Source organism: Flavimobilis sp. BM9, from assembly GCF_058313055.1.
Genome location: NZ_JBZEMO010000001.1, coordinates 187481 through 209706, shown reverse-complemented (window position 1 = coordinate 209706; position 22226 = coordinate 187481). Strand labels below are relative to the sequence as shown.

General features: G+C 72.1%; 13 protein-coding genes. 7 read left to right on the top strand and 6 right to left on the bottom strand.

What is annotated here, in order from left to right:
• Positions 1-3 precede the first annotated feature (3 nt).
• From AC4F3Q_RS00845 to pstC, 4 genes are read right to left on the bottom strand one after another with little or no spacing between them, the layout of a single operon-like run.
• Complete coding sequence (locus tag AC4F3Q_RS00845) at positions 4-2625, bottom strand: hypothetical protein (protein ID WP_491038362.1); 2622 nt, start codon at positions 2623-2625, stop codon at positions 4-6.
• Positions 2622-4313 (bottom strand): phosphate ABC transporter substrate-binding protein PstS, encoded by a 1692-nt coding sequence (locus AC4F3Q_RS00840; protein WP_491038361.1) that lies wholly within the window; start codon positions 4311-4313, stop codon positions 2622-2624. Before AC4F3Q_RS00840 ends, AC4F3Q_RS00845 begins: the two co-directional genes overlap by 4 nt.
• Positions 4310-5713, bottom strand: a complete 1404-nt coding sequence (gene pstA / locus AC4F3Q_RS00835; RefSeq protein ID WP_491038360.1) for a phosphate ABC transporter permease PstA — start codon at positions 5711-5713, stop codon at positions 4310-4312. The genes AC4F3Q_RS00840 and pstA overlap by 4 nt, the downstream gene beginning before the upstream one ends.
• Positions 5714-5723: 10 nt before the next feature.
• Positions 5724-6761 carry a phosphate ABC transporter permease subunit PstC gene (gene pstC, locus AC4F3Q_RS00830; protein ID WP_491038359.1) on the bottom strand — a complete coding sequence of 346 codons (1038 nt, stop codon included), beginning with the start codon at positions 6759-6761 and terminating at the stop codon, positions 5724-5726.
• 223 nt (positions 6762-6984) lie between these two features.
• On the opposite strand from pstC, the gene AC4F3Q_RS00825 reads away from it, so the two are divergent.
• The gene (locus AC4F3Q_RS00825; protein ID WP_491038358.1) at positions 6985-7911 is read left to right on the top strand and encodes an AEC family transporter; all 927 of its coding nucleotides are present in this window, start codon (positions 6985-6987) and stop codon (positions 7909-7911) included.
• Positions 7912-7957: 46 nt separating this feature from the next.
• Positions 7958-9616, top strand: a complete 1659-nt coding sequence (locus AC4F3Q_RS00820) for an FAD-binding dehydrogenase (protein ID WP_491038357.1) — start codon at positions 7958-7960, stop codon at positions 9614-9616.
• Positions 9617-9874: 258 nt separating this feature from the next.
• On the opposite strand, the gene AC4F3Q_RS00815 is transcribed toward AC4F3Q_RS00820, so the two are convergent.
• On the bottom strand, positions 9875-13363 hold the full coding sequence (locus AC4F3Q_RS00815) for a DEAD/DEAH box helicase (protein WP_491038356.1): 3489 nt from the start codon (positions 13361-13363) through the stop codon (positions 9875-9877).
• A gap of 91 nt (positions 13364-13454) precedes the next feature.
• Between AC4F3Q_RS00815 and AC4F3Q_RS00810 the strand changes: the two genes are divergently transcribed.
• Together AC4F3Q_RS00810 and AC4F3Q_RS00805 are read left to right on the top strand one after the other, a co-directional pair.
• The gene (locus AC4F3Q_RS00810; RefSeq protein WP_491038355.1) at positions 13455-13778 is read left to right on the top strand and encodes a thioredoxin family protein; all 324 of its coding nucleotides are present in this window, start codon (positions 13455-13457) and stop codon (positions 13776-13778) included.
• 63 nt (positions 13779-13841) lie between these two features.
• Complete coding sequence (locus AC4F3Q_RS00805) at positions 13842-17477, top strand: TM0106 family RecB-like putative nuclease (RefSeq protein WP_491038354.1); 3636 nt, start codon at positions 13842-13844, stop codon at positions 17475-17477.
• Here AC4F3Q_RS00805 and AC4F3Q_RS00800 read toward each other — a convergent pair.
• Positions 17474-18127 (bottom strand): thymidine kinase, encoded by a 654-nt coding sequence (locus AC4F3Q_RS00800; protein WP_491038353.1) that lies wholly within the window; start codon positions 18125-18127, stop codon positions 17474-17476. The genes AC4F3Q_RS00805 and AC4F3Q_RS00800 overlap by 4 nt on opposite strands.
• A gap of 276 nt (positions 18128-18403) precedes the next feature.
• Between AC4F3Q_RS00800 and AC4F3Q_RS00795 the strand changes: the two genes are divergently transcribed.
• The 3 genes from AC4F3Q_RS00795 to AC4F3Q_RS00785 all read left to right on the top strand — a co-directional run bounded on the left by AC4F3Q_RS00795 (position 18404) and on the right by AC4F3Q_RS00785 (position 22013).
• The gene (locus AC4F3Q_RS00795; RefSeq protein WP_491038352.1) at positions 18404-19636 is read left to right on the top strand and encodes a branched-chain amino acid ABC transporter substrate-binding protein; all 1233 of its coding nucleotides are present in this window, start codon (positions 18404-18406) and stop codon (positions 19634-19636) included.
• Positions 19637-19731: 95 nt separating this feature from the next.
• Entirely contained in the window at positions 19732-20805 is a 1074-nt protein-coding gene (locus tag AC4F3Q_RS00790) for a branched-chain amino acid ABC transporter permease (RefSeq protein ID WP_168446343.1), read from the top strand.
• Positions 20802-22013, top strand: coding sequence for a branched-chain amino acid ABC transporter permease (locus AC4F3Q_RS00785; protein WP_491038351.1), 1212 nt, complete (start codon positions 20802-20804; stop codon positions 22011-22013). Before AC4F3Q_RS00790 ends, AC4F3Q_RS00785 begins: the two co-directional genes overlap by 4 nt.
• Positions 22014-22226: the final 213 nt, after the last annotated feature.

Below are 22226 nucleotides of genomic sequence, written 5' to 3'. Positions count from 1 at the left end.
ACCTCACGAGAGCTCGCCGTCGAGGGCGTCCAGGCGGCCCGCCCGCCGGACCAGCAGCGGACCCGCGAGCGCGCTCGCGGCACCCACCCCGAGCGAGCCGACGAGACCGAGCCGCGCAGCCCCGACATCGGCCGTGGCCGTGACCTGCACGGGCGCACCCGTGTCCGGGTCCGCCGCGGTCGGCGGGGTCGTCGGCTCCGGCTCCGGCACCGGTTCAGGAGCAGGCGGCACAGGCGTCGGGGCGGTCACGGGAGGTGGCGTCGGCTCGGTGGGCTCGGACGGCTTCTCCGTCGGTGCCGGCTCCGGGTCCGGGGTCGCTGGGGGCTCGTCCGCACGGCACCGGCTCGCGACCGACCCGGTATCCCGCAGCGTCGCTGCGAGCGCGTTCGTCCGCGCACGCTCAGCGTCAGACAACGGCGCGTACCCCGCCGGCAGCAGCCCCTTGGCCTGACCGACGACCTGCCCCGCGCCCGCCGCGTGCTCGAGGAGCTGCGCGTACTGGACGCGTGCCGTGTCGTCGGCGCGGCACACCGCGACCGCCGCCGAGCTCACGAGCGTCAACGGGTACGCACCGAGCGTGCGCCGTGACGGGTCCGTCGCGACGACACCCTCCACGCCGCCCGCCGCGTCGACGGTCATCGCGTCGACCGCCTTGCCGATCGACGCGACGTTCGCCGCGACGGGCTGCCCCGCAGCGTTGACCAGCCGGGCGGTGCGCAGCCCGAACCGCTCCGCCGAGGTGAGGTCCGTGATGGCGAGCGCGAAACGCTGTCCCGGCAGCTGCCCGCCGGAGGACGTGAAGCCTGCTGGCACCTTCTCGATGTCCCAGACGATCTTCGCGCCCGAGCTCGCCCGCTGCACGCGCGCCGCGGCGTCCGACATGTCCGTCGTGTAGGGCCGCAGGTCGAGCGTGCCGTAGCCCGGCTCAGGGACGAGGTCCGACTGCCGGTACGTCGACAGGTCCGTCTTGGGGAAGGAGTCCGTCGTGGGGTCGGTCGCCAGGCCGAGATCGGCATACGCGGGGTTGACGACCATCCCGTGCTCGTCCGGCTCCCCCGCGAGGAACGCCGCCGCGTACGGGTCCGACCGCAGCCACGCCCACACCGCAGCGTTCGCGTCCGACGACCCGAGCGCCACCATGAGCCCTTCCGGGGCGGCGGTCCGCACGAAGCTCGCGAGCTCCGGGTTGAGCTCGACGAGCTCCGGGTCGTTCGTGACCGACTGCGGGTTCCCCGCGATCGCCTTGCCGCCACCACCGGGGACGTCGGCGCGGTACGACTGCGTGAGCAGCTTGGCGACGAGCCTCGCGTTGAGAGTCAACGAGTCGAGCGGCGTCCCGGCGCGGCTCTGGTCCGCCCCCGCCGCGGGCTGGCGGTCGATCTGGAACGCCACGACGAGCGCCGAACGCGTCACCGGCGCGTACAGGACCGTGTCCTTCGACCAGCGCGGCGCGTCACCCGCGTCAGGAGCCTCTCCCGACTGTGCGGGGTCCGCGCTCGCGTCCGCGCCGGGCGCGTCGAGGACGGGCCGGTTGAGGACCGCGAAGCTCGGGGCGCTCGGCGACTCGGAACGCAGCTGCTGGCGTGCCTCGGCGTCGCCCACCTGCGAGTAGCCGTACGTCGTCCCCGTGCGGCACAGTGCGCTCTGCCACGACGTCATCGCGTGGCTGAACAGCTCGTTGCCGACCAGCCTCCGCTCGGCGGCGCCGATCGCGCACTGGGAGCCGATCGGCAGCATGTCGAGCGGGAAGACGAGCCGGTCGTCCCAGACGGACGCCGTCAGGGGCGAACCGCTCACGGACCCCGACGTGACGCTCTCGGCGTCCTCCCCCGCGGGAGTGACACCCGACCGCGGGACGACGACCAGCCAGCAGCGGTTCCCCGCGCCGTCGCGCGTCGGCACGCCGCACCCGAGGTGCGGCGCCTCGAGCGCCGTCTGCACCTCGAGGACCGCGTCACCGGTGCCGTCCGCGCCGGTCCGCGCGGCCGTGATCTCGTTGGTGCTCGCCGGGGTGAAGTACTCGGACACGTCGAACACCCGCGTGCCGTCGACCGTGCGCAGGGGCACCGCGTACGCCTTGAGGTTGGGGTTCGTCAGCGGCGGGGGGAGGCGCACATCGTCCCCGTAGTCCTGCGCCGGGTCCTCGTTGGCGCGGAGGGCGCGGGTGCCGACACGGTCGCCGAGCATCGCCGCGATCGACGAGCTCGGGGCGCCCCACTGGCACTGGTCGGGGGCTGGGCCGGTCTCGGCGTCGCCCCAGCACTGCATGATCTGGACGAAGTCCGTCGCGAACCGTCCCGGCGAGGTCGGTCGCCCTCCCGACCAGCTCACCCGGACGCCCTGGTGCGCGACGTCGGCGGTCTGGGACACGGTGACCTCGAGGCCGCGGAGCGCGGCGCGGGCCGGGTCGCCGGGAGCGCGCTCGACGCCGAAGCCCGGCTCCTCCCACGCCTGCGTCATCGCGCTGGCCGTCGCCCCGATCGTGCCGGGGGTCACCGGCACGACGACGCTCGGCGCCCTCGCCGCGAGCGCCTGGGCGCTCACGGCCGTGCCGATCACGGACGAGGTCAGGCCGAGGACCAGGACGAGCGACCCGGCCCGGCGCAACGCTGCCGCGCGCCTCACCGTGCACCCGCCGAGCGCTCGCGCCGCGCGCCGACGACGCGCCCGACGGCTGGCGGCAGCACGACCGCGGCGAGGACCGACGCCACGACGGCTGCGAGCCCCCAGCCGCCGACCGGCTTGCGCTCCGTCTCGACAGGCAGGGCGATGACGTTCGTGCACACGCCCGTGTCCGGTTCGCACACGACCGGACCTCCCCCGCTCGTCGCGCCGACCTGCGAGACGTCCGGGCCGCCCGGCACGGTGCCCCCGCCATCGGGGGAGCCTCCGTCGGGAGCGCTCCCGGGCCCGCCGGTGTCGCCTCCCGGTGCGCCTCCCGGGTCGCTGCCGCCGTCGTCGCCGGGGTTGGCAGGTGTGCCGTCGGGCTGCCCGCCGGGTCCGCTGCCGTCGTCCTTGCCGGGGCCGTCAGGTGTGCCTGTGGGCGCTCCTGGCCCACCGCACGTCGCGCCCTTGCGGTCGCACTCCGCAGGCATCGGCGCGTTCTTCGCGAGGGTGTTGGTGCCGTCCTTGGAGAACGTCGGGTTGTTGCACTTCGTGATGTCGACCTCCTGGGCGTCGACACCAGGGATCTTGCGCACCTGCTCGAGCCCGGCCTCGACCAGGTTCATCGGGAGCGGGGAGTAGCCGAGGACGTCGGCCTGCTGCTGGCCCTCGCACAGGAAGTAGTAGGAGAACGCCCCGAGCGTGCGGCCCTTCGCCTCGGTGAAGCCCGACTGGACCGACGTCGGCACGACCATGTAGCTGTACGAGGACAGGGGGTAGGTGCGGCGGTCCTTCGACCCGTACACACCTGTGAGGTCCTGCGTGAGGTATGCCGCTGACTTCTCGTCGCTGTTGATCTTGGCCTCGAGCAGGCCGACGGCGACGTTCTGCGCCGTCGGGCCGACGTAGTACCCGGCCGAGTTGAGGACCTTCGCGACCGGGTACCCGGTCTTGAGGGCGTACGAGTACTCGACGTAGGTGATCGTCCCCTGGTTCGCGTTCTGGGCGACATAGCCGGACACGCCCTGCGAGTTGGGCTGTGCGACGAACCCCTTTCCCGGGAGCGTCGGGAAGTTCGACGTCATGCCGCAGGGGGTCGCCCGTCCAGCCTTCGCGCAGTAGGCGTCCCACAGCGGCCTGTGCTGGTCGGCCATCCACGCGGTGAACTGAGCCGTCGATCCCGAGCCGTCCGACCGCACGACCGGGACCACCTTGCGGGCGGGGAGCGCGACGCCCGGGTTGTCGGCAGCGATCGCGGGGTCGTTCCACATCGTGATGACACCCGTGAAGATCTTGCTGACCACGTCACCCGAGAGCCGCAGGCCGGTCAGGCGCTTGCCGCCGACCTGGAGGTTGTACATGAAGGCGGTGCCGCCCGCGACGATCGGCATGTAGGCGAACGAGCGGCTCGGCAGGGTGTCGAGGACACCGTTGTCGGTGAGTCCGTAGGGCGTCTCGGTGACCGCGAAGTCGACCGTTCCCGCCTTGAACTGGTTGCGGCCGTCCACCGAGCCGGTCGACGCGTAGTTGACGCGCATCCCGTACTGCTCGACGTTGCGGCGCCACTGGTCGACGGCGTTCGAGCTCCACGACGAACCGCCGCCGTTGACCGGGACGTACGTGGCGGCCTGAGCGGTCGCTGGCACGAGCAGCGCGAGGACCATGCTGAGGACGAGCACCGCACGCGTGCGGTGGTGGTGCGAGTTCATGACTCCTCCGGGGCGGGGACGACGAGCTCGGTGGCGGGGGTGCCTGACGAGGGACTGCTGTGCGCGGGGACGGGAGCCGGTGCACCCCTGCCACGTCGACGCAGGGCGCGTGGAACGGCACGGCGGCGCAGCGCACCGGCACGACGGCGCAGGACGCCCGCCCTGCGGCGCACGCGCGCGGGCAACGACCGCAGACGCGCTCGCCGCGCCGCGCGGGCGAGCCGGCGCGACTCGCGCCGCGCGGGCGTCTGCGCGCCGATGACCCGGGCGACGACGAACAGCAGGACGACGAGCAGCATGAGGACGGCGGCCGTGCCGAAGCCGCGCGCGATCATCGTCGGCTCGGGCGACTTGACGAACTGGAAGATCGCGAGCGGCAACGAGACCATCGGGCCGGTCGTCGGGTCCGTGTTGAGCGACGCCGTGAAGCCTGAGGTGAGCAGCACGGGCGACGTCTCGCCGATGCCGCGCGCCGTCGCGAGGATGACCGCCGTCGTGAGCCCGGAACGGCTCGTCGGCAGGACGACGCGCACGACCGTGCGCCACTGGCTCGCACCGAGCGCGTACGACGCCTCGGTGAGCGTCGCCGGCACGAGCCGCAGCACGACGTCGGCGGAGCGCACCATGATCGGCAGCATCATGATGCTGATCGCGACCGACGCGGCGAGCCCCGACTTGTCCACGCCGAGCGCGAGGATCACCGTCGCGTAGACGAACAGGCCCGCGACGATCGACGGCAGCGCCGTCATCGCCTCGACGACCGTCCGCACGAACCGTGCGAACCGTCCCGGGAGCTGCGTGAGCAGCAGCGCCGTCGCGAGGCCGAGCGGCACCGTGATGACCAGCGCGATCGAGATCTGGACGAGCGTCCCGACGATCGCGTGCACCACGCCACCGTCCGAGAGCGGGTCGAGCGGCCCGGCCAGCGACATGTCCTCGGTGAACAGGTTGAGGTGCGCGAGCGCGGGTGCGCCGCGCACGATCGTGAAACCCACGATGAACACGAGGGTCCCGACGACGGCCGCGGCGAGCAGGTGCACGACGACGGTCACGAGACGGTCGCCGACCGCGATGCGGTCCTCCGCGTAGGACGCGAGCAGCGCGTAGAGCCCGTGGAACAGCACGAGGCAGATCGCTGTCGCGCCCAGCGGGCTCGTCACCGGGAGGATCCGCGTCGTCAGGAGGACGGTGAGCGCGAGCGACGCGAGCGCCGCGCCGCCGAGCGCGAGCACGTCCGTGACCCGCACACCGTGCAGCTCGCGGCGCGGCTGCCGCGGCGTCCTGCCTGCCGACGGGCTGCGCGGCGGGGGCACGGTCGTCGCGGGCTCGGCGGGCGGCGTCTGGACGTCGCGCGGGGGCCTCGTGCGGAGCACGGGACGGCGCTCAGGGGCGATGGTCATGTCGGGGCCCCTAGCTCGACGCGCCCGAGCGCGACCGTGCCGCGATCGTCGACGCCGCGAAGTTCACGACGAGCGTCATGAGGAACAGTGCGAGGCCGGCCGCCATGAGCGCCGCCATGCCGAACGGGGTCGCCTCGCCGTAACGCAAGGCGATCAGCGACGACACGGAGCTCGCGCCGTTCTGCAGGATGTGCGGCTGGATCACGAAGACGGGCGAGATGATCATGTAGACGGCGATCGTCTCTCCGAGCGCGCGGCCCAGGCCGAGCATCGTCCCGCCGACGATGCCGCCCGTGCCGTACGGCAGCACGACGGAGCGGATCATCCCCCACCGCGTCGAGCCGAGCGCGAGCGCCCCCTCCCGCTCGCCGACCGGCGCCTGGGAGAACACCTCCCGCATGATCGACGTCATGATCGGAGTGATCATCATCGCGACGACGATCCCCGCGACGAACGTCGACGACGTGAACACGGTGACGGTCTGCAGCGGGTCGCCCGGCGTGAAGCCGTCGACGCGCAGGAACGGGAGCACCGGGCCGAACGTCTCCGAGAGCCACCGCGCCAGCCCGGTGACCGCGCCCTGCAGGAAGAAGAAGCCCCACAGCCCGTACACGACCGAGGGGATCGCGCTCATGAGGTCGACGAGGCTGACGAGCGTGGGTCGCAGGCGGGCCGGCACGTACTCGCTGATGCACAGTGCCGTGCCGAGCGCGAGGGGCAGCGCGAGCCCCACGGCGACCGCCGCGATGAGCATCGTACCCACGATGATCGCGGCGATCCCGAACCGACCTGCGTCCGGCTCCCACGCCTGCGTCGTCACGAACGACCAGCCGGCCTGCCGCAGCGCGGGCCACGCCCGCACGCACAAGAACACCCCGACGAACAGCATGATCGCCAGGACGGACGCTCCGCCCACCCGCAGCACGCCCCGGAAGACGCGGTCTGCGGGAGCGCGTCGGGTGCCGAGGCGGCGCGGCCGGTCGGTCGACGGGAGCGTCGCCGCCGGCACGGAGCCCGGCAGGAACGTCAGGGGTGGTGCAGTCGTCACGGGGTGACCTGTCTCGTCGGCGCGCGCAGCGGTTCGCGGACCGGCCCCGCACGGTGAAGCCGAGCGCGGTCCGGCGTGCCCACGCACGCCAGAGCCAGGGTGGGGCGCGTCACAGGCGCAGCGGCGTCGTCGGCCGTAACGGGCGGTGACGCGTGCATGAACCTTTGCCGCTGCTCCCGGGGATCCCCCTCGCGCCTGCCTGCCCGGGCGCAGAACAGGGACAATGGGCTGCGTGACCGACATCCTGCAGGGCTTCACGATCATCGCCGTCGTGATCCTCGTGGGCTTCGTCATCGGTCGCATCGGGCTGCTCGGGCCTGCGGCCCGTCCGGTGATCGCGCGCCTGACGTTCTTCGTGCTGACGCCGTCCCTGCTGTTCACGGTCATGCTCGACGCCGACCCGGACGAGCTGCTCACACCGCTCGTCCTCGCGTCCGTGATCGCGGCAGCCGTCGTCTTCGTCGTGTTCGCGCTCGTGGCGCGGCTCGTGTGGCGCCGCTCGGTCGGGGACACGGTCGTCGGTGCGCTGAGCTCCGGGTACGTCAACGCGAACAACATCGGACTGCCCGTCGCCGCCTACGTGCTGGGTGACGCGACGCTCATCGCGCCGGTCATCCTCGTCCAGCTCCTCGTGATCTCCCCGGTCGCGCTCACGCTCCTCGACTCGTCGACGTCGGGGGTCGTCACGCTGCGCAGCGTCGTCGCCCAGCCTGTGCGCAACCCGATCATCATCGCGTCGGCGCTAGGCCTGGGCGTGTCGCTCCTCGGCATCGACCTGCCCGACGCGGCGGTCGAGCCGTTCCGGATCATCGGGGGCGGCGCGGTGCCGCTCATGCTCATCGCGTTCGGCATCTCCCTCGCCGGCGGCCGCATCCTCGAGCCGGGGCCGCAGCGCCGTGACGCGTTCCTCGCGTCCGCGCTCAAGCTCCTGCTCATGCCCGCTGTCGCGCTCCTCGCAGGGCTCGCGCTCGGGCTGCACGGCGACGACCTCTTCGTCGTCGTGACGCTCGCAGCGCTGCCCACCGCGCAGAACGTCTTCAACTATGCGCAGCGCTACGAGGCGGCCGAGGTGCTCGCCCGCGACACGATCGCCGTCACGACGCTCGGCGCGCTGCCCGTGCTCATGCTCGTCGCGGCGACGCTGCACTGAGGCCAGCACCCGCGCGCGCGGCGCGCGCAGCGGCTACTGTCCGAGCATGGCTGACAACGACGTCATCATCATCGGTGCGGGCCTGTCCGGGCTCGTCGCCGCCGCGACACTCACGGCGCGCGGCACGCGCGTCACGCTCCTCGACGCAGAGCCACGCGCCTCGCTCGGTGGGCAGGCCTTCTGGTCGTTCGGCGGGCTCTTCCTCGTCGACTCGCCCGAGCAGCGCCGCCTCGGTGTGAAGGACTCCCCCGAGCTCGCGTTCGACGACTGGCTCGGCTCTGCGCAGTTCGCCCCCGGTGCCGAGCGTGGGGAAGGTCCCGACCGGTACGGCTACGCATGGGCGCGACGTTTCGTCGACTTCGCCGCGGGCGACATGCGGCCGTGGCTGCACGGCCTGGGCGTGCGCTGGTTCCCGCTCGTGCAGTGGGCCGAGCGCGGCGGTCACCTCGCCGGCGGGCACGGCAACTCCGTGCCGCGGTTCCACGTCACGTGGGGCACGGGGCCGGGCATCCTCGAGCCGTTCGTGCGGGCGGCCGTCGACGCGCACCGCGCGGGGCTGCTCGAGCTGCGCACGCGCCACCGCGTGACGTCGCTCGTGACGACGGACGGTCGCGTCACCGGTGTGCGTGCGGACGTCCTCGCAGTCGACGGCGCGGGTCGCGGCGAGCCGTCGAACCGGCAGGTCCTGCGCCAGGTCGAGCTGGGTGCGGGCGCCGTCGTCGTCGCGACCGGCGGCATCGGCGCGAACCACGACCTCGTGCGGGCGTCGTGGCCCGCGAGCGCGGGCCGTCTGCCGGACGACATGCTCTCGGGTGTCCCCGACTCGACCGACGGCGAGATGCTGGCACGCGCGACCGAGGCTGGCGCGGCGCTCGTGCACACGGACCGGATGTGGCACTACCCCGAGGGCATCGCGATGCACACGCCGGTCTGGTCGCGGCACGGTATCCGCATCCTGCCCGGGCCGTCGTCGCTGTGGCTCGACGCCGACGGCGGCCGCCTGCCCGCCCCGCTCTTCCCCGGGTTCGACGCGCTCGGTGCGCTGCGGCACATCACCGGGCGCGGCGACTCCTACTCGTGGTTCGTGCTCAACCGGCAGATCATGGAGACCGAGTTCGCGCTCTCGGGCTCGGACCAGAACCCCGACCTGACGGGGAAGGACCTGCGCCTCCTCGCGGAGCGCGTGCTGCCGGGCGCCGTCGGGCCCGTCGCGCGGTTCGCCCAGGAGTCGGAGGACTTCGTGTGGGCGCCGACCGTCCGCGAGCTCGCGGCCGGGATGAACGCGCTCACGGGTGAGGACCGCATCGACGCCAGCGCGCTCGAGCGCATCGTCGCGCTCCGCGACGCGCAGGTCGCGTCGGGCCTCGGCAAGGACCCGCAGGTCGTCGCGACGGCGCGGGCCCGCGAGTTCGTCGTCGACCGCCTGATCCGGGTGTCCCCGCCGCGTCCGTTCATCACGCCCGACGACGGTCCCCTCCTCGCCGTGCGCCTGCGCGTCCTCACGCGCAAGACCCTCGGCGGCCTGCACACCGACGTCGACGGGCGTGTGCTGCGTCCCGACGGCGAGGTGCTGCCAGGGCTGTGGGCGGTCGGTGAGGCCGCTGGCTTCGGTGGTGGCGGCGTGCACGGCGAGCGCGCGCTCGAGGGCACGTTCCTCGGCGGGTGCCTGTTCTCCGGGCGGACCGTCGGCGAGGCGATCGGCTGACGGCAGCACACCCTGGGAAAGAGTGCGCGGCCCCGGTCGATGGGGACCGGAGCCGCGCTGACGGGCGGCGCGCGCTCGGAGTCTCGGGGGATGACTCCGAACGTCAGCAGCGAGGGTGGCAGCACATCTTCTTGGCAGTCGTCGTGGCCACCCGCACCCGTTCATCCCACCTATCGGACGCGCCGCGGGAAGTTGAGGGGTCCGCCAGGTGTGTTCTGACGCACCTCGCGAGCCCCGTCCCCGCACGCCGACGCGCGGTCAGGACAGCAGCTCGCGCACGTCCTGCGCACTGAGGCCCGAACCGCCCGCCGCACCGCCGTCGAGCACCGACGTGAACAGCGCGGACTTGCCCGCCTTGAGCGCCATGACCTTCTCCTCGATCGTGTCCTGCGCGACGAGGCGGTACACCATCACCTGCTTGGTCTGCCCGATGCGGTGCGCACGGTCGACCGCCTGCGCCTCCGCCGCCGGGTTCCACCACGGGTCGAGCAGGATGCAGTAGTCGGCCGCCGTGAGGTTCAGACCGAACCCTCCCGCCTTGAGCGAGATCAGGAACACCTTCGTCCCGCCCGACGTGAACCGCTCGATCGTCTCCTGACGGTTGCGCGTGCGGCCGTCGAGGTACGAGTGCTCGACGCCGCGTGCGACCAGCCCGTCACGCACCTTGCCGAGGAACTGCGTGAACTGACTGAAGATCAGCACCGAGTGCTCCTCGGCCAGGATGTCGTCGAGCATCTCGAACAGCACCTCGAGCTTGGACGACGGCGCATGATGCTGACCCGCCGCCCCGCCCGCACGGTCCGTGCCGAGTCCGTCGACGGCGTCGTCCCCCGGCTCCGCCGGCGCGATGTGCGGGTCCGCGTCCGCGACGAGCGACACGTCGAGCGCCGCCTGCCGCAGGATCGTCAGAGAGCGCAGCACCTCGAAACGGTGCCCGTCGAGGTCGTCGACGAGCCCGAGGACGCGGGCGCGCTCGCGGGCGAGCAGCCGGTCGTACACCTTGCGGTGCCGCGGGTTGAGGTCGACCTCCGTGACCGCCTCGATCTTCGGCGGGAGGTCCGCTGCGACGGCCTCCTTCGTGCGGCGCACCATGAACGGCCCGACCCGACGCCGCAGCTGCGCGAGCCGCACGTCGTCGCCCTTGCGCTCGATCGGCCGGGCGAAGTGCTCGGCGAAGCGGGTGGGGCTCGGGAACAGGCCGGGGCAGACGATCGACATGATCGACCACAGCTCCATGAGGTTGTTCTCGAGCGGCGTGCCCGTCAGCGCGATCTTCGTCGGCGTGCGCAGCTTGCGCGCGCACTGGTAGCCGACGGACTGGTGGTTCTTGACGAACTGCGCCTCGTCGAGCACCAGCGTCGACCACTCGAGCGAGTCGTACGACTCGAAGTCGAGGCGGAACAGCGCGTACGACGTCACGACGATGTCCGCGTCGCCGAACTCGTCCGCGAGCGTACGACCGCGCCGCTTCGCCGCAGTCGTCGAGACGGACACGGTCGTGAGGTCCGGGACGAAACGCCGTGCCTCGGCGACCCAGTTGCCGACGACGCTCGTCGGCGCGACCACGAGCACGGGCGGGCGCCGCGTGCCCGGGGCTGCGCCGTCGGGCAGGTCCTCACCGAGGAGGTGCGCGACGAACGCGAGCGTCTGGATGGTCTTGCCGAGCCCCATGTCGTCCGCGAGCACACCACCGAGGTGGTGCTCGGCGAGGAACGCGAGCCAGTCGAGGCCGTCACGCTGGTACGGGCGCAGCTCGGCGTGCATCGTCGCCGGGACGTCGATGCGCGTGGGCGCGCCGCCCTGCGCGAGGGCGCCGAGCGCGTCGCGCCACTGCGCGGCCTGGTCGCCGACGACGCCGATCGCCTCGAGCTCCTCGAACAGCGTGGCCTGGAAGCGGGAGACGCGCAGCGGGCCGCCCGTGCCCTCTTGCATCGCGCGGGCCTCCGCGATGATGTCGCGCAGCCGCTCGAACCGCGGGTCGTCGAGCGCGAAGTAGGAGCCGTCCGCCAGGAGGAGGTGGCTCGAGCCGGCCGCGATCGCCCGGAACAGCACCTCGTACGGGACCTCCTGGTCACCCACCGAGACGCGCACCTGCAGGTCGAACCAGTCGCGGTCGTTCTCGCGCTCGGTCGTGTCGACCGTGACGTCGACGTGCTCGACGAGGCGATAGTCCACGCCCTCGCCGTGGACGTCGATCTCGAAGCCCGGGATGCTCGCGGCCGCGGCGTGCAGCTCAGGGAGCTCCTCCGCGAAGAACGTGACCGTGTCGAGACCGCTCAGCTCCTCCGTGCCGACGCCCTGCTCGAAGCCCCGCTCGACGTGCTGCAGCAGGCGCGGCACGACGTCGAGCACACGGTCGAGGATCGCGTTCTCCGCGGCTTCGTCACGCATCGCGCCGAGCGCGGGCGTGCCGAGGTCCGCGGTGAGCAGTGCAGGCCCGAGGGTCTGCGGCGCGGCGTCGTCGGCGCCGGTCGGCGCGTACCGCCACTCCCAGCGCAGACGCGTGTCGTGCGACGGGCTGCGGTCGACGTCGAGCCACAGCGTCGGCTCGGGCGCGGCAGGCATCGCGACGCCGTCAGCGACGACCACCTGGTCGACGAGGCCGCGCAGGCGCGGCAGGACCTGCGCGAAGAACCGCTCCACGTCGTCCTCGGGCACGAGCAGCGGCGACGGACGATCGAGCAGGCTGACGACCGACGGGTCGAGCGGACGCGTCGCGGCGAGGCGCAGCGTCGTCGACCGACCCGGCTCAGCCGTGCCACCCCAGCCGAGGATGCCCGCGGCAGGCTCGCCGAGACGCACGATGTTCGGCGTCTCGCGCCACTTGCGCGGCAGGTCGAAGCCCGCCGAGACGCGCAGGCCGCCCTCCTTGCGGCGGCTGTGCGAGATCTTCAGCACGACCGGCACGGGGCGCGGCTCGAAGACGAGCTCGCTGCGGTCCGGGTGCAGGAACGGCACGCCCGTGCGGTGCGCCTCCGTCAGCGCTGCCCACAGCGCCGGGCCAGGGAGCCGCTCGATGTGGATGCCGAGGACGGACGAGTTGAGGTAGTCGACGTCGCCGAGAGCCGCGAGCGCACGCAAGGCGGTGAACTGCTCGGGCGGCAGCGAGATCGACGCGTCCGGGTAGCGGAAGTCCTGCCACGACACGCCCTGGCGCACCCACGTGCCCGTGCGGCCCTTCGCGAGAGGGCGGACCGTGACGTTGACGCCGGAGACACCAGCCCCGCGCGACGTGCGGGTCACCGGCGTGACCTCGACCATCAGCGCGACCTCGGTCGTCACGCGCGTCCCCCACGGGGTGAGCGCGGGCGGCGCGGCGCGAGGAGGAGGCGGTGCGTCGTCGAGCAGGCCCTCGAACGTGCGCTGCCACTCCGGCTTGGACGCGTAGTCGCGCGCGGTGCGCTCGCCCTCGCGACCCGTGGCCGCGTTCGAGCTCGTCGCCCGCGCATCCGGAAGGGCGTCGAGCGAGCGTTCGCGCGCCATGAGAGTCAGGAGTGTCGCGGCGACGTGCTTGCAGTTGAGGCGCACCGGGCAGCTGCACGTGCCGTGCCGCGGCCGCGCCGCGTCGCCCGTCCCGCTGAAGTTCACGACGGCGACGTACTGCTCGTCTTTCGACCCCGTCACGTGCCCGACGACGGTGCTCCCGTTGCGCGCGACAGACACGACACGGCCGTTCGCCCGCACCTCTTCGCCCCGGGCGAGCACGGTGCGGCCGACGAGCGCTGCGATCTGGGCGTCGGTGAGCATCTGACCAATTCTTCCACCAGTTGGGGCGAGATGCGGCACCGTCCGCCTCCCGGCCCGGGCACCGGTCGTGTCCGGGACGTAGATTCCTCCCGTGGCCACCGTCCCGATCGACCCCGAGACCCTCGGCCGGCTCCTCGCCGGACCGGGTGTGGTGCTCCTCGACTTCTGGGCGCCGTGGTGCCGGCCGTGCCACTACTTCAGGCCCGTGTTCGAGGCCGCGTCGCAGCGCCACCCCGACCTGGTGTTCGGCAGCGTCGACACGGACGAGCAGCAGGGCCTCGCCGCGCGCTTCCACGTCGCGTCGCTGCCGACGCTCGTCATCCTGCGCGACGGCGAGATCGTGTACTCCCGCGCGGGCGTCGCGCGGCTCACCGAGCTCGAGGCGCTCATCGACGCGGTGACAGCAGGCCGCTGAGCCTGGTCGTGCATGCGGGCGGCGTCGCGGACGACTGTCGGACACGCCTGACAGACTGCCCGCATGCGCATCCTCGACGGGCGTCCCCTCATCAGCGCGAGCGACATCACCGTCGCCGCGACGTGCGAGCTTGCGCTGCTGCGAACCCTCGATGCCCGTCTCGGACGCATCCCCTCCCTGCCCGTCGACCCGGACGCGATGCTCGAACGCACCGCCGAGCTCGGCGCCGCCCACGAGGCTCACCTCCGCGAGACCTACCTCGGCCGCTTCGGCGCATACGACCCCACGACGGGCCGCGGCCTCCTCGAGCTCCCCAGCGACCCGCCGCGAAGCACCCAGGACCTGCTCGACCGCCGCGACCTCACGCTCGACGCGCTGCGCGAGGGGGTCGACGCGGTCTACCAGGCCGAGCTCTTCGACGGCACGCTCTCCGGACGCGCCGACTTCCTCGTCCGCACCGACGACGGCTACGCCGTCTACGACACCAAGCTCGCCCGGCACGCCAAGGTCACCGCCGTCCTCCAGCTCGCCGCCTACGCCGACCAGCTCGAGCGCGCAGGCATACCCGTCGCCCCCGAGGCTCACCTCGTCCTCGGGGACCGCACCACGTCGTCCCACCGCGTCGCCGACGTCGTGCCGCTCCTGCGGTTCCGCCGCGCCCGCGTCGAAGCCCTCGTCGAGCAGCACATGCGCGCGCCAGGACCCGTCGCCTGGGGCGCACCAGGCATCACCGCCTGCGGACGGTGCGACACCTGCCAGAAGGAGGTCGCCGCCCACCGCGACGTCCTCCTCGTCGCCAACCTCAGCGCCGTCCAGCGCGCCCGCCTCGACGCGGCCGGCATCCAGACGATCGACGACCTCGCCGCGAGCGACGGCCCCGTCCCCGGCATCGCGGGCGGGACGCTCGCGACGCTGCGCGCCCAGGCCAGGCTCCAGGTCGTCCAGTCCCCGCCCGACGGGAACGGCCCGCTCCACCCGGACGGCCGCCCGGTCGTGACGTTCGACGTGTTCGCACCCGAAGCCCTGCGCCGACTGCCCGCACCCGACCCCGGGGACGTGTTCTTCGACTTCGAGGGCGACCCGCTCTGGGCGCAGGACGGCTCGACCGACTGGGGCCTCGAGTACCTGTTCGGCCTCGTCACCGAACCGACCGCAGAGGGCGACGATCCGCCGTTCGTCCCCCTCTGGGCGCACGACCGCGCCGAGGAGAAGAAGGCCCTCGAAGCGTTCCTCGCGCTCATCGTGGACCGGCGCGCCCAGCACCCCGGCATGCACGTCTACCACTACGCCCCCTACGAGACGACCGCGCTCAAGCGCCTCGTCGGCAGGCACGGCGTCGGCGAGGACGTGCTCGACGACCTGCTCCGGTCCGGCGTCTTCGTCGACCTCTACGCGATCGTGCGCGCGTCCCTGCGGACGTCGCAGCCGTCCTACTCGATCAAGTACCTCGAGCCGCTCTACGCACCAGCCGCCCGTGCAGGCGTCACCAACGCCCAGGACTCCATCACCGAGTACGCCGAGGCGTGCCGGCTCCGCGACGCCGGCGACGTTGACGGTTTCGCGACGAAGCTCGACCAGATCGGCGCGTACAACCGCGACGACTGCATCTCCACCCGTGACCTGCGCGCCTGGCTCCTCGACCGCGCGAGCGAGCACGGCGTCCGCCCTCCGCTCTCCGGGTCGCCCGCGCCCTCGGCCGACGACGCCACGACCATCGCCCAGACCTCCCCGAACGAGCTCACCCTGCGCATCGAGGCCGCCCAGGCGGCCCTGCACGCGCACGTGCACGACGACGTCGCGCGCGCCGACCGCACGCCGGCCGAGCAGGCGCTCGCGATGCTCGCCGCCGCGATGGACTACCACCGGCGCGAGGAGCGCCCTGCATGGTGGGAGCACTTCGACCGGCTCGCCACGCCGGTCGACGAGTGGACCTCACGGTCCGCCTTCCGCCCGACCGAGACGGCGCCAGGCACCCTCGACGTCCACGCGTCTGACTGGGCCGCACCGGTCAAGCCGAAGCGCACGTGGTCACGCACGCTCACCGTCGTCGGTCAGCTCGAACCCGGTACGGACCTCACCGAGGGCTCGACCGTCTGGCCCGTCTACCGCGGACCCGCGTGCGACGGGATGAAGGACTCCGCGACAGGCGACCTCGTCTGGAACCCCTCTGGCGCGACGGTCGTCGAGATCAGGTCCGACGGCGAGCAGACCGCGCTCGTCCTCACGGAGACCTGCCCGAGCGGAAGGAGCGGCTGGTCCGCGGCCCCCGTCGCGCTCGCACCCTCGATCGCTTCCCTCGGCAAGCCGCTGTCCACGGCCATCACCGCGCTCGCCGAGCACGTCGTCGAGACCCTCGGCGCGCGCCAGGACGGCGAGCCTGAGCTGCCGGCGTCGGCCGTGCTCGACCTGCTCCGCCGCCTCCGTCCGCGGCTGCGCGACGGCGCGGCCTGGCCGTCCCAGGACGAGCGCGAGAAGAACCTCCTCGGCGCGATCACCCGCACCGTCCGCGCGCTCGACGGTTCCTACCTGGCGGTCCAGGGCCCGCCCGGGACGGGCAAGACGTATACGGGCTCGCACGTGATCGCGGACCTCGTCGCCAGCGGCTGGAAGGTCGGCGTCGTCGCGCAGTCGCACGCCGTCGTCGAGAACATGCTCCGCGCCGTGGAGAAGGCTGGCGTCGCGCCCGACCAGATCGGGAAGAAGCCTGCCAACGACGCGCCCGCCGTCGAGGACGACCCCCACCGGCCGTGGGTACCGCTCAAGGACGAGAGGACCTTCACCAGCTTCTTCGCCCGGCACGCGGCGGCCGGCGACGGATACGTCGTCGGCGGGACCACATGGGACTTCGCCTCGGCGCGCAAGATCCCCGAAGGCGGCTACGACCTGCTCGTCGTCGACGAGGCCGGGCAGTTCGCACTCGCCAACACGCTCGCGGTCGCAAGGGCCGCACGCAACGTCATGCTGCTGGGCGACCCGCAGCAGCTCCCGCAGGTGTCGCAGGGCATCCACCCCGAACCCGTCGAGACGTCAGCGCTCGGCTGGCTCATGGGCGACCACACGACGCTCCCCGACGGCCTCGGATTCTTCCTCGCCCAGTCGTGGCGCATGCACCCCGCCGTGTGCTCCGCCGTGTCGCGGCTCTCGTACGACGACCGCCTCACGTCACGCCCCGGTAGGGCAGAGCTGCGTTCGCTCGACGGAGTCGAGCCAGGCGTGCGCACCGTGCTCGTCGAGCACCACGGTGACGCGACCGTCTCGGACGCTGAGGCCGACGAGGTCGTCACCCAGGTCGCGGCGCTCGTCGGGCGCCTCTGGCACGACCCGGCTGCCACGCCCCCGGAGGACCGTCCGCTCACCGCCGGCGACATCCTCGTCGTCGCGGCCTACAACGCCCAGGTCGACGCGATCCGGCGCCGCCTCGACCGCGCCGGGTTCCATGAGACCCGCGTGGGAACGGTCGACAAGTTCCAGGGCCAGGAAGCACCCGTCGCGATCGTGTCGTTCGCTGCCTCGAGCGCCGCCGAGGTGCCCCGCGGCATCGGGTTCCTGCTCAACCGCAACCGCGTCAACGTCGCCGTGTCCCGCGCCAAGCATCACGCCGTGATAGTCCGCTCCCCCAGGCTCGTCGACCACCTGCCCAGCACTCCCGACGGCGTCGCCGAGCTGGGCGCGTTCCTCGGCCTCAGCCCGCAGACCTAGCGGCCGTCCCACGGGCGCACGGCGAGATGGTGACGGCACCGCGCCGCATACGACTCCGCACCACCGACAAGCTCGGGCCGGGCCTCGCGGACCCCAGCACCCGAGCCCCCGGCGACGACGCCGGTAGTGACAGCGTCGGCAGCGACGACCCGCTCGTGGAACGCGGCGTCCGCGCCGCACACCGAGCACACCGCCGTCAGCCGCGTCACCGACTCCGCGAGCGCCGCGAGCGACGGCATCGGCTCGAACGGTCGAGCCTCGAACGTCACGTCCAGCCCCGCGACGATCACGATCAGGCCCAGCCCCGCGAAACGCTGCACCGCATCGACCAACGCTGAGCCGAAGAACTGCGCCTCGTCGATCGCCAGCAGGTCCAGCCCTCCCGCGCGCACCGTCGCGACGTGCTCCTCGAGCGCCGCCACGTCCGCGATCGGCACCGCCGGGACCGCGAGCCCGCTGTGCGACGACACCGCGCCCGCACCGCGCCGCGTGTCCACCGCATGGTGCACCACCTCGACCGACCGGCCCGCGAACCCCGCCCTCCGGACGCGCCGTAGAAGCTCCTCGGACTTGCCCGCGAACATCGGTCCGCTGATCACCTCGACCCTGCCCGCCGGAGCGAGCCGCCCGCGCACCACGTCGTCGACCATGACCCCAGTCAAGCACCCGCAGCCGCGACGCCGCAGGTCACGGTCAGATCGCTAAACCCCCCGATCACCTGGCGTGAAGCGACGTCCTGTGTGATCATCGTGCAACGCAATATTGCCGACGTATTTCCTGAAAGACACGATGTGGTGTCTTTCGGTCATCAGGGGTTATCAGGGCGCCCAGGCGCAGGCATGCTTCCGGTGTCCGACCGGACGCCGGGCAGCCGGAGCCCCTTTCGCCCAGGCCCCGCGTACGCCGCCGAACCCACCGGAGGAAACATGAATCGCAGGCTCTCCACGGCCGTCGCACTGACCGCCGCAGCCGTCCTCGCACTGACCGGCTGCTCCGACAAGTCAGCAGAGCCGAGCTCCAGCTCGACAACCACCGGCGGGGGGTCCACAGCCCCGGCAGACCTGTCGATCGTGCCGCTCCTCCAGATCGACAAGGACGGTGCCGAGGTGCCCGCCTCCTCCGGCGGAGACGTCGCCGACCCGGCCGGTGACGGCTCAGCCAAGTGCGACCCCGTGACGATCGCGATCGCCGGCGCCTTCACCGGAGCGAACGCGGCCCTCGGACTCAACATCCAGTACGGCGCCAAGGTCGCCGTCGACGCGCACAACGAGGCCAACCCCGACTGCCAGGTCACGCTCAAGCCCTTCGACACCGAGGGCGACCCGCAGAAGGCGACCCAGGTCGCACCGTCGATCGTCTCCGACGAGAACGTCATCGGCCTCCTCGGCCCGGCCTTCTCCGGCGAGACCAACGCCACCGGCTCGGTCTTCAACCAGGCAGGCCTGCTCTCCCTCACCGCCTCGGCCACCAACCCCGACCTGACGGGCAACGGCTGGAACAACTTCTTCCGCGGGCTCGCCAACGACGCCGTCCAGGGCCCCGCCGTCGCGAAGTACCTCGTCGACACGGCCGGCTTCACCAAGGTCTGCGTCATCCAGGACGACTCCGACTACGGCATCGGCCTCGCCGAGGAGATCACCGCAGGTCTCGGCGACGCCGCCACCTGCACCGGCTCCGTCAAGACCGGCGACAAGGACTTCTCCGCAACGGTCGAGGCCGTCAAGTCCGCCGCCCCCGACGCGGTCTTCTACGCCGGCTACTACGCCGAGGCAGCCCCGCTCGCCTCACAGCTCAAGGACGGCGGTGTGACCGCGAAGTTCGTCTCCGCCGACGGCACGAACGACCCGCAGTTCGTCACCCAGGCAGGCGCCGCGTCCGAGGGTGCGCTGCTCTCCTGCCCGTGCGGCCCCGCACCCGCAGAGTTCGAGACGAAGTACACCGAGGTCAACGGGCAGGCTCCCGGCGTCTACTCGACCGAGGGCTACGACCTCGCGACGATCATCCTCAAGGGCATCGACTCGGGAGCCAAGGACCGCAAGGCGCTCGTCGACTTCGTCGCGAGCTACTCGGGCCAGGGCCTCGCCCGCAGCTACGAGTGGGACGACAAGGGTGAGCTCGCCAACGCGCTCATCTGGATCTACGAGGTGAAGTCCAGCTGACGACCCGAGCGGCCGGCCCTGCATACAGGGCCGGCCGCTCTCGTCCGTGCAGCTGACCGGCGCGGCAGCGCCCCACCTCCCCCGAGGACCCGCCCATGAACTTCTCCCCGTCTCTCGACGTGGCCCACGCAAGCAGCGCGGTCGCCGATCTCGCCGGCGCCGCCCCCACCGCACTCATCGACTTCAACGTCGACGGCCTGCTCAGCAGCTTTTGGGCACTGACCGTCTCCGGGCTGACCTACGGCGCGATCTACGCGCTCGTCGCGGTCGGCTACACGCTCGTCTACGGCGTCCTGCGACTGATCAACTTCGCCCACTCCGAGGTCTTCATGGTGGGCATGCTCGGGCAGTACGCGATGCTGATGCTGCTGGGCTTCGGCCCGAGCGGGAACGCCTACGACATGGGCATCGCGATGACCGTCGTCTACCTCGGCCTCGCCCTCGTCGGTGGCATGGCCGTCTCCGGAGGCGTCGCCGTCGGCCTCGAGCGCGTCGCCTACCGTCCGCTGCGCAAGCGCGGCGCGACGCCGCTCGTCTTCCTCATCACGGCGATCGGCGCGTCGTTCGTGCTGCAGGAGTTCGTGCACTTCGTCCTGCCGAAGCTCACCGGCGGCTCGCTCGGCGGTGTCAATGCCCAGCAGCCGATCCGCCTCGTGACCCCTGAGACCCAGTTCTCGTTCCTCGGCGCGGACGTCACCAACGTCACGATCATCATCATCGTCGCCGCCCTGCTCCTCGCACTGTCGGCGGACCTGTTCATCAACCGGACGAAGTTCGGGCGCGGCATCCGCGCCGTCGCGCAGGACCCGGTGACCGCGACGCTCATGGGCGTGTCCCGCGAGCGGGTCATCATGCTGACCTTCCTCATCGGCGGCATCCTCGCCGGCGCCGCAGCGCTCCTCTACACGCTGCGCGTGCCCAACGGGATCATCTACTCCGGCGGCTTCATCCTGGGTATCAAGGCGTTCTGCGCCGCCGTCCTCGGCGGGATCGGCAACCTGCGCGGCGCCCTCCTGGGCGGCCTGCTCCTCGGCGTCATGGAGCTCTACGGGCAGACGCTGTTCGGCACGGAGTGGCGCGACGTCGTCGCGTTCGTGCTGCTCATCGTCGTCCTGATGGTCCGGCCGACAGGAATCCTGGGCGAGAAGATGGGGAGGGCCCGCGCATGAACGACACGACGATCAACCTCGGCGTGGGCGACCGCTTCCGCATGTGGTGGGACGCCCTCGCACGGCCCACGCAGTGGGCCATCGGCGCACCAGCCTTCATCCTCGTGGCGCTCCTGCCCGTGCTCCGCCCGCCGGGCATCGCCACGGTCGGCACCGACTTCGGTGGGGTCATGGCGCAGTTCGGCATGTACGCGCTCATCGCGATCGGCCTCAACGTCGTCGTCGGGCAGGCAGGCCTGCTCGACCTCGGCTACATCGGGTTCTACGCGATCGGCGCCTACACCGTCGGTCTCATCACGAGCCCCGCGAGCCCGTGGAACCAGACGGACGACTGGCTGTCGCGCGACTGGGCGTGGCTCGCCGCGCTACCCGTCGCGGTCGCCGTCACGGCGATATCAGGTCTCATCCTCGGATCACCGACGCTGCGCCTGCGCGGCGACTACCTCGCGATCGTCACCCTCGGGTTCGGCGAGATCGTCCGCCTCATGGCAGACAACCTCGGCGAGATCACCAACGGCGGCCGCGGCCTCAACCAGATCGCCTACCCGCTCGTCGGCGTCACTGAGGACCGGCCCACCGGCGTCTTCTCCGCGGGCAACGTCTCCACGCCGCTCAACTCCGGCACCTGGTGGTTCTGGGTCAGCCTCGTGCTGATCGTCCTGGTGCTCCTCATGGTCGGCAACCTCGAGCGTTCGCGCGTCGGCCGCGCCTGGATCGCGATCCGAGAGGACGAGGACGCCGCCGAGATCATGGGCGTCCCGACGTTCAAGTTCAAGCTCTACGCCTTCATGATCGGCGCAGGCATCGGCGGGCTCTCCGGGGCGCTGTACGCGGGCCAGGTGCAGTTCGTCGTCCCGACGAACTTCAACGTCATCAACTCCGTGCTGTTCCTCTGCGCGGTCGTCCTCGGCGGTCAGGGCAACAAGCTCGGCGTGATCCTCGGGGCGTTCATCATCGTCTACCTGCCGAACTTCTTCCTCGGCCGGGAGAGCCTGTTCGGCATCCCGATCGACGGCAACGAGATCGCGAACTACAAGTACCTGTTCTTCGGGATCGCGCTCATGACGCTGATGATCTTCCGGCCGCAAGGGCTCATCCCGGCCCGGCAGAAGCTCCTCGCGTTCTCGCGTGAGCTCTATGTCGCCGCTCGCAGGTTCGCCCTCGGGCACGACGCCGACGCACGCACCGAGGGAGGGAGGACGCGATGAGGCTGCCACGCTGGCTGCGCTACTTCTCTCCCCGCCGCGGCAGGCTCGTCCCCGGCCCTGAGCTCGGCGCCCGCTCCGGCATCAAGGCAGGCGAGGCCCAGCTCGAGCAGGTCCGCGGGGTCGCCGGCTACCACCAGAGCCAGGCCGACATCCGCGAGGAAGACCTGCCCGACGGCGAGGTCGCCGAGCGCGTCGAGATCGACATCGAGGAGA